Genomic DNA, 1,678 nt, shown 5'->3' with positions numbered 1-1,678 from the left:
CATTGAGGAACGCCTCCTTATGGTTGGCTCGCAACTACCATTTTACTGGCTTTTCCTCTTTGAGTCACTCTTTTTATTTACTGTTGCACTTGCATTGTAAATCGGCACGATGGGAAAGTCACTCGCCGCCCGCAGGCGGCGAAATCCCCCCTGCGTACAACGACCTGGTCCGGAACCTGCCCCCTCATCCGCCCCCTTCGGGGGCACCTTCCCCTAAAGGGGAAGGCTTAAGAAGGCGGCATCGAAATCCCTTAGGGTGTTACCCTCTCCCCTGCTTCTCCTCATATTTTTTCAACAGATCCTCCACGGCCTCGTCCAGCAGCCGGGACTTGGGGATGCGGGTCTGTTTGGACAAGTCGTTGAATGGTTGAACCAAGCTGTTATCCAGAGAGGACACCAGGCGGGTCCGGTTGACATAGATGGGTTCTGCCAAGCAAAGCCCCTCCTTTATTCATAAACACTAGATAGTGTCTATTATAGCGGAAAAATTATCCCCTTCAACTAGTGACTATATATTGACTTAATAGTAACTATATAGTATGATTGAGACGAGGTGATTGTTATGCAAGAAAAATATGAAATCCCCAAATCCTGCGCCCAGTGCCGCCATTTCCACCAGCACTACGTCCGGGTGGCGGGCTATCGCTACGCCCCTTTGGACGAGGGGCACTGTTCCGAGCCCAAGTGCCGGGACAAGCGGGCGGACAACCCCGCCTGCGCCCGGTTCTCCAAGTGGCCGGAGCCCCGCCGGTGAGCGGAAGGAAAATCCCCGGCTGGACTGCATGCCAGCCGGGGATTTTGCAGTGTTGGGATTGCTCAGAAGGGCAGGCCCAGCCCGCCGGTGAGTTTCTGCATGTTGGAGGCGGCGTCGCTCTCCGCGGCCCGCAGGGCCTCGTTGACGGCGGCCACGATCATGTCCTCCAGCATCTCCACGTCGTCGGGGTCCACCGCGTCGGGGTCGATGGTGAGGGACTTCAGCTCCCGCTTGCCGGAGACGGAGGCGGTGACCACACCGCCGCCTGCGCTGGCCTCATAGGTCTTTTCCTCCAGCTCCTGCTGCATCTTCAGCATGTCCTGCTGCATCTTCTGGGCCTGCTTGATCATGTTCATATTCATGCCGCCGCCCATGCCGGGGATGCCCCGGCTGCCAAATCCTTTTGCCATGTGGCAACACTCCTTCCGTTTCCGCCGCCCGCCTCCATGGGCAGGCGGCCTTGAATTTCTTTGCTGTCTCCCGCCGCCGGCATGGCGGAGGGCCTGATCACTGAATTTTGATGTTGTCGAACTGGGCCCCGAAGGCCAGCAGGTCGTCCAAAGCGTCGTGCTTCTCCCCGGCAGCCGGGGGCGCGGAGCCCTCCTCCGCCGGGGGCTGGCCCACTACCACGGAAACCCGGGCCTCCGCCGCGCCGAAGAAGGCGGCCGCCGCCTGGGCCAGGGGCTGGGTGACGGTGGGCTTGTTGAGCATGGCCCGGGTAAACTCGCTGTCCACCCACAGGGTGAGGAAGCCGTTCTTCCACACGCCGGTGACTTTCGCCGGGTTATTGAGGAAGGGCTGGACCGAGGGGGGCACCTTCCCCGCCAGACCGGCCGCGAAGGCGGGCCAGAAGGCGGAGTTTCCCCCTCCCCCGCCGCCGGGACTGGGGGCGGCAGGCTGGGCAGCAGCCGCCCCCAGTCCCGG

Annotated in this window: 3 protein-coding genes and 1 pseudogene; 1 reads left to right on the top strand and 3 read right to left on the bottom strand. The window is 61.3% G+C overall.

The annotated features are described in order from the left end of the window. Window positions 1–259 precede the first annotated feature (259 nt). On the bottom strand, window positions 260–433 hold the full coding sequence (locus B5F19_RS16725) for a ribbon-helix-helix domain-containing protein (protein WP_087292891.1): 174 nt from the start codon (window positions 431–433) through the stop codon (window positions 260–262). Window positions 434–562: 129 nt separating this feature from the next. On the opposite strand from B5F19_RS16725, the gene B5F19_RS16720 reads away from it, so the two are divergent. Next, the gene (locus B5F19_RS16720) at window positions 563–754 is read left to right on the top strand and encodes a hypothetical protein (RefSeq protein ID WP_087292888.1); all 192 of its coding nucleotides are present in this window, start codon (window positions 563–565) and stop codon (window positions 752–754) included. A gap of 62 nt (window positions 755–816) precedes the next feature. Here the strand turns inward: B5F19_RS16720 and B5F19_RS16715 are convergent, their stop codons facing one another. After that, window positions 817–1,164: a YbaB/EbfC family nucleoid-associated protein gene (locus tag B5F19_RS16715; RefSeq protein WP_087292885.1), complete on the bottom strand. Its 348-nt coding sequence runs from the start codon at window positions 1,162–1,164 to the stop codon at window positions 817–819. 97 nt (window positions 1,165–1,261) lie between these two features. Continuing rightward, window positions 1,262–1,678 (bottom strand): annotated as a pseudogene (locus B5F19_RS17600) (DNA polymerase III subunit gamma/tau); the annotation flags it as partial.

This window comes from Pseudoflavonifractor sp. An184 (assembly GCF_002160305.1).
Taxonomy (GTDB): Bacteria; Bacillota; Clostridia; order Oscillospirales; family Oscillospiraceae; genus Lawsonibacter; species Lawsonibacter pullicola.
This window is presented reverse-complemented; position numbering and strand designations above follow the sequence as displayed.

Coding starts and splice junctions, on each gene's coding strand:
- B5F19_RS16720 (WP_087292888.1), top strand. CDS start 563: ATGCAAGAAAAATATGAAATCCCCAAATCCTGCGCCCAGTGCCGCCAT.
- B5F19_RS16715 (WP_087292885.1), bottom strand. CDS start 1,164: ATGGCAAAAGGATTTGGCAGCCGGGGCATCCCCGGCATGGGCGGCGGC.